The sequence below is a fragment of the Streptomyces sp. NPDC004327 genome, assembly GCF_042873935.1.
Lineage (GTDB): Bacteria > Actinomycetota > Actinomycetes > Streptomycetales > Streptomycetaceae > Streptomyces.
The window spans coordinates 114,903-120,927 of record NZ_JBIAME010000007.1; the positions used below are offsets into that span (position 1 = coordinate 114,903).

At 70.9% G+C, this 6,025-nt stretch carries 5 protein-coding genes; all 5 read right to left on the bottom strand.

The window, feature by feature from the left end; genetic code table 11:
- Positions 1–15: 15 nt before the first annotated feature.
- A complete protein-coding gene (locus ACFYU9_RS24355; protein ID WP_389345960.1) occupies positions 16–381 on the bottom strand; it encodes a nuclear transport factor 2 family protein in 366 nt (121 codons plus the stop codon).
- Positions 378–806, bottom strand: a complete 429-nt coding sequence (locus ACFYU9_RS24360; RefSeq protein ID WP_389211696.1) for a heme-binding protein — start codon at positions 804–806, stop codon at positions 378–380. The genes ACFYU9_RS24355 and ACFYU9_RS24360 overlap by 4 nt, the downstream gene beginning before the upstream one ends.
- A 44-nt stretch (positions 807–850) precedes the next feature.
- Positions 851–2,068: an MFS transporter gene (locus tag ACFYU9_RS24365; RefSeq protein WP_389345961.1), complete on the bottom strand. Its 1,218-nt coding sequence runs from the start codon at positions 2,066–2,068 to the stop codon at positions 851–853.
- 316 nt (positions 2,069–2,384) lie between these two features.
- Positions 2,385–4,235: a M64 family metallopeptidase gene (locus tag ACFYU9_RS24370; RefSeq protein WP_389345962.1), complete on the bottom strand. Its 1,851-nt coding sequence runs from the start codon at positions 4,233–4,235 to the stop codon at positions 2,385–2,387.
- A gap of 19 nt (positions 4,236–4,254) precedes the next feature.
- Positions 4,255–6,025, bottom strand: a 1,771-nt coding sequence (locus tag ACFYU9_RS24375) for a peptidoglycan-binding protein (protein WP_389345963.1), incomplete at its 5' end; no start/stop codon positions are given.

Here is a 6,025-nt window from a genome sequence, read left to right on the forward strand (position 1 = left end):
TGTGCGGGTTTTCCTTCACTGCTCGGTGCGCGGGGAAAGGGTGTAGCGGACGGTCTGGGCGCTGATCAGGCCGCCGCGGAAGACGAAGGTGTCGACGCCGTCGGTGACCTGGCGGCCGGCGGTGCGGGCGGTCCACTGCAGGAACAGCACGTTCCCGGCGAACTGCGGGGTCAGCTGCCAGTCGGCGTCCGGCAGGTCGGCCAGCAGCCGCCCGATGCCCGCCTTCACGCCCTGGCGTCCGGTGAGGACGCCCTCGGGAGTGACGAAGACGGCGTCCTCGGTGTAGTTCTCGCCGATCAGGTCGAGATCGCCGCTGCCGAGGCGGGTGCCGTGGTCGGCGAAGACCTCCTGCGGGGTGCGGGCGCCGATGTCCTTGCTCATCGGGCGAGCTCCTCGAGTGCGGCGGTGGCGAAGCCGTGGTCCTGCTCCGGGGCGCCGCCGCCCACGCCGATCGCGCCGATGAGGCGGCCGTCGCGGTGGACGGGGATGCCGCCGGCGATGAAGAGCAGCGGCCGGTCGAGCGCGGTGGGCAGGGAGTGGAACGGGCCGTCGGGCTTGACCAGGTCGACCAGGTCGGCGGTGGGCGCGTCCAGCTGCAGTGCGGTGTACGCCTTGCGGGTGCTGGTCTCGCCCGAGATCAGCACGGCCCGGTCGTCGCGCCGGAAGGCGAGCAGATGGCCGCCGGCGTCGAGGACGGTGACGCTGACCGTGACCCCGGCCGCCCGGGCGGCGCGGTGCGCGGCGGTGATCAGTGTCTCGGCGTCGGCGGTGGTCAGCGGGGCGACGGGGGCGGCGGTGGTGCTCATGGTGGTGCTTCTCCTTGGGAGACGAGGTGCGAAGGGGGGAGGGGTCAGTGGTGTACGGGGACGGGTACCGCGGCGGCCTCGGTCTCGGCCGCGGCGGCTCGCCCGGCGTGGCCCGCCGGGGCACGGCGCTCCAGGGCGGCGGACCAGAAGGCGAGGACGAGGGCGGCGGCGGCCAGGACGGCACCGACCCAGTTCGGGGACGTGTAGCCGAAGCCGGCCGCGATCACGAGGCCGCCGAGCCAGGCGGACAGGGCGTTGCCGAGGTTGAAGGCGCCGATGTTGACGGCCGAGGCCAGCGTCGGAGCGCCGTGGGCCTGGTCGAGGACGCGCTTCTGCAGCGGCGGCACGGTGGCGAAGCCGAGCGCCCCGACGAGCAGGATGGTGACGGCGGCGAGGATCTTGCTGTGCGCGGTGAAGGTGAACAGCGCGAGCACGACCGCGAGGCCGCCGAGGGTGACGTACAGCATGGGCATCAGGGCGCGGTCGGCGTACCGGCCGCCGAGCAGGTTGCCGAGGAACATGCCGATGCCGAAGAGGACGAGCAGCCAGGTGACCGAGCCGTCGGCGTAGCCGGCGACGTGGGTCATCATCGGCGCGATGTAGGTGATCGCGGCGAAGACACCGCCGAAGCCGAGGACGGTCATGGCCATCGCGAGCAGCACCTGCGGGTTGCGGAAGGACTTCAGCTCGCCGCGCAGCCGCGCGCCCTGGGGCCGGGGCATGGCGGGCACGAGCTTGGCGATGCCGAGCAGCCCGACCACACCGAGCACGGCGACGATCCCGAAGGTGACGCGCCAGCCCACCGCCTGCCCGATGAACGTGCCCAGCGGCACGCCCACGATGTTGGCGACGGTCAGCCCGGTGAACATGGTGGCGATGGCGCCGGCCTTCTTCTCCGGCGCGACCAGCTCGGCGGCGACGACGGACCCGATGCCGAAGAACGAACCGTGCGCCAGCGAGGCGACCACGCGCCCGGTCAGCATCATCCCGAAGTTCGGGGCGAGCGCGGAGACCAGGTTGCCGATCACGAACAGGCCCATCAGCAGCATGAGCATCCGCTTCCGGCTCACCTTGTTGCCGAGCACGGTGAGCAGCGGAGCGCCGAGGACGACGCCGAGGGCGTAGCCGGTGACCAGCAGGCCCGCGGTGGGGATGGTGACGCCGTAGTCGGCGGCGATCTCGGGCAGCAGACCCATGATGACGAATTCGGTCGTACCGATTCCGAAGGCCCCGACTGCCAGAGCGAGGAGTGCGAGCGGCATGGCCCAGCCCTTCCGTGATTGCTTGAGTGAGCGCGTTGCGTGCATTCACAATAGTTGCATGCGCTCTATAAGTGCAAACGCGGGTATGGGGTGGGGTCTGGATGGCGGTGGGCGCAGCTGAATCGGCCCGGGGTGGCGCGGGCCGCTCGGCATTACCGCGGGCCGGCCCAAGGCTCGGCCGGCCTCGGCGGCCTTCGTCTGGCTGTGCCGGAGAGGGGGAGGTGACCGCCGTGCGGCTCATCGCTCTGGCGTGATCCGGGCTGATGGCGACCGGGCTGACCGGCTGCGGACCGGCGTGGTCTCCGGATCGGCGAAGTCAGTGCACGCTCAGGGGAGTGAAGCTCAGTGTCTGCTTCAGGGCGTTGTAGAAGTACAGGTCCTGGCCTGGGCCGCTTGGCGACTGCAGGCTCACGGGTCCGATCGCCGGAGCGCCCACCCCGAGGATCGACGCGCCTCCCAGGCCGGGCGGGGGGACGCGGCACACCGGGTCCACGCCCGTCCCGCCGGCGCGCACGTGGTGGATGAAGGCGCTGCCGTCGAGGCCGGAGTAGCGGACCAGGTAGGGGCTCCCGGCGAGGTCCAGCACCGCGACATGGGTGATGTTGCGCTTCCAGAAGCCGGATCGCGAGGCGAAGGTCATGATGAAATCGGACGGGTTGAGGTGACGGATCATCACCTCGCCCGTGAGCATCCGGTAGGTCAGGGCGTAGGGCTCGCTGCCGATCATCACGGCCACGACGGCCGTGTGGCCGGTGTCCCATCGCATCGTGGAGACGGGCACCGGATCGGCGGTGTCACTGTCCAGTCGGAACAGACCGGCGTCGCCGGTCAGGCTGTTGTAGCCGACGTAGTGGGGCGCGCCGCCCATCCTGAGAGTCGCCACATGGGTGTGCGAGGCGTGGCCCGGCGGTGTGGTGTGGGTGGGGGTCAGCGAGGTCCACGGGGCGCCCATCGCGAAGATGCCCTGCATGCCCGAACCGAACTGGTGGCCGAAGTAGTGAAGGGCTCCACCGATCTCGAAGGGGACGAGCCAGGTCCAGTCGGCGCCGATGGATCCGGTACCCAGCGCGGGGTCGGTCAGGTCGATCGGAGGGGTGCCGTCGGGGCGGCGATCCGAGGACAAGTAGTAGCTGTCGGCGTTGGAGATCGCGTAGGTGCCGCTGACAGCGTTGTACGACAGCATGCGCTGGGGGTTCGTGCCGGGCGCGAAACTCTGCACATGCGTCCAGGCCCCGGCCCGTGTCGCCGCTCCCGAGCCGACGGTGACCATGTAGTGGCCGATCTCCAGACGTGCCGTCGTCTCGCACACCCGGCAGAAGGGGCGAGCGCTCTCCCGCATGCGGCAATGAAGGGACGGTCGGAAGATGCCGCAGTCGTGGTAGTCCCCGCCCTCGTAGGCGCCGACGGCGTCGGCGGGAATCGGCGGGTTCGCCGCGATGACCGGATGATCGCGCACGCAGGGCGTCGATCGCACCGTGGTCGGGATCTGTGACTGCGGCAGGGTGAGATGCTCGGCCCATTTGATGGTGGCGGCATCGGTGACCGTGGTGACGTTGGGACTGTCCGGTTCCACCCCTGTGTACGTGGCCACCGGGTCCGACGTGCCGCGGTTGTAAGGGTATTCGTCCGCGAGCCCGAAAGCCTGGTGCCCGAGTTCGTGGATGGCCACGTCGGGCCAGGAGGCACCGAACTTGCTGAACCAGCCGACCTCGTTTTTCATGATCCCGCCATAGATCCGCGTGTTGTTGATGATGGCGAGGAAGTGGCTCACCGAGCCGAGTGCGGGCTGGCTCCGCACGAACTGCTTCACGGCGTCGCCGTCACCGTAGGCGGTGCGCTCGATCTGCCGGCCCTGGAAGGTGTCCCGGCCGAACAGTGCGCCGAACGCGGTGCCGAAGGGGGAGACGGCGGGCGCCGGCGTGAGGAGCCGGATGGTGGTTCCCGAATGCGCGGACGCCTTGCGGACCTTCACCACGTTCAGCAGCGGCCGCAGGTCGTCATGGCTGAACGGCGGGGTCACGAGCAGCCGTCTGACGAACGTCGCCACGTCGGTCTCGAACAGCCCGGCGTTGAGCTCTGCCTGCGTGTAACCCTCGGGCACCACGGCGACGGTCCAGCCGCGGCCGACCCGGCTCGCGTCCCCGAGGGCGAAGTCGACGACCTGCACGGGCACTCCTTCAAGGCTGCTAGGTGAGGGACAGGGCGAAGATCTGGGACGCCGGTTCGCCCAGCCGGCCGGGATCGGGCGGGCTGCTGAACAGCACGACCGCGGCGCCGTCGGGCAGCACGGGTGCCAGCAGTTCGAAGGTGCCCCGAGGCGCGTCGAGCGGCACCGCGTCGAAGCCGCTGCCCTCCTCGGGGCCCGGGACCTCTTCACTGAGGACGGCGATCGGTTGATGACGGGCACGCCGGTAGAGCACCCGGCCACCGGCGTCACGGACCTCGTACCAGAACCCGGCCCGGCCCAGGGGGGAGTCGTCGGGATCGGCGGCGAGCGGGGCGGTCATGTCCAGGTCCTCCCGCGAGACGAACCGGACGACCGGGCCGTCCTGCGCCCAGTCGGCGCTGTCGTACGAGAAGGTCAGGCGCATGCTCCTGGAACGGGGCAGGCCGTCGGGAGCGGGGACGGGCGGCGGGCCGCCCAGTGCGGCCCAGGTCTCGGGGGTCACGGTTCCGGTGGCGGCGAGGCCGTGGGCCGTCTGGAAGGACCGTACGGCGGCCTCCGTCCGGGGCTCGTACACGCCGTCGCCGTCGAGGGGCGGCTCGGTGCCCTGCCTGTTGAGCAGGCGTTGGACGACGGCCACCGGCGGTCCTGTCATCGGCGGGACACGGGGGCCGGCTTCCAGCAGGGGGAACGGGGCGGCCAAGGCGAGCGCGAACCAGATGGGCGTGTCGATGTCGTCGCCCGGCGTCAGAAGCGGTCCGGCGCGGAAGGTGCGTACGGCGGCCAGGGTCAGGACGCCGAAGTTGCCGTCCACGACGAGGGGCGGCAGCGCGGCTCCGGCCGCGTTCAGCAGGCACTGGGCCAGCTTGACGTGTCCGTCGACCGCGTGCGGGTCGGCCATCTGGGCGAGGGTGGGCAGCAGGGCCCACTCCAGGACCTCGGGCTGCGGTGCGTCCGCGACCGGCTCGCCCCGCCGGGGGTTCACGTGGTGACGGATGGTCGTGGTGGCGGGTACGTAGCCGGCGCCGCCCGCGTAGTCGATGACGATGACACTGTCACCGAGCGGGAGATCCCTGGTGGTGATGCTCGCCCGGCCCTTGTCGTCCAACTCGGCGGTGCCGAGGGGCGGGCCCTGCTGGAGGGAGAACGTCACGGTGCCGCGGGGCGGGGGCACGTCCTGGTCGGTGGGGCGCACCCGGGCGTTGACGGTGACCTCCTGGCCTTCTTCCGAAGGGTGGGGTGACGTGGGGGGCTCGGCGCTGTAGCGGCCGGCTGTCGCGTACGGGAAGCTGAGGGTGCCGTCTCGGTTCAGGTCGAACCCCCTGCTGAGGACGCCGTGGGCCGTCCGCGGGAGGTAGCCGGGGGCGGGCAGCAGCACGAACTCGGCCTGGCGGTTGTCGCCTCGGAAGGGTGGAGGTCCGGGGGTGGACGCGAAGATGTTGTCCAGTCCGAAGAGGTCGCTGTCTGCCGCGGTCGCGTCGATCAGGACGGGGTACCCACGCAGCACGAGCGTGTCAGCGACAGCCGAGGCACATCCGGCGAACTGCGAGGCGACGCCCACCTGGCCGTCACGGCCGACCTCGAACTGCAGATCCGCGACAACTCCTGGACCGGGCTGGAAGCCGTAGCCGGCCGCCGGCAGCAGCGTCAGTTCGTTCACCGATCCACGCGGCAGGACGTCGTCCGACCGAGCCATCCCGAGCGGAAACAGATCGTGCGAAAGCGCCGTCCCGTCGATTCGGACCTTGTACCCGCGCAGGACGAGCGTGTCACCGACGGTCAAGGCGAATCCG

Bases quoted from the DNA above. Each gene is read 5' to 3' on its own strand.
- ACFYU9_RS24355 (WP_389345960.1), bottom strand. From the start codon at position 381: ATGAGCAAGGACATCGGCGCCCGCACCCCGCAGGAGGTCTTCGCCGAC.
- ACFYU9_RS24365 (WP_389345961.1), bottom strand. From the start codon at position 2,068: ATGCCGCTCGCACTCCTCGCTCTGGCAGTCGGGGCCTTCGGAATCGGT.
- ACFYU9_RS24360 (WP_389211696.1), bottom strand. From the start codon at position 806: ATGAGCACCACCGCCGCCCCCGTCGCCCCGCTGACCACCGCCGACGCC.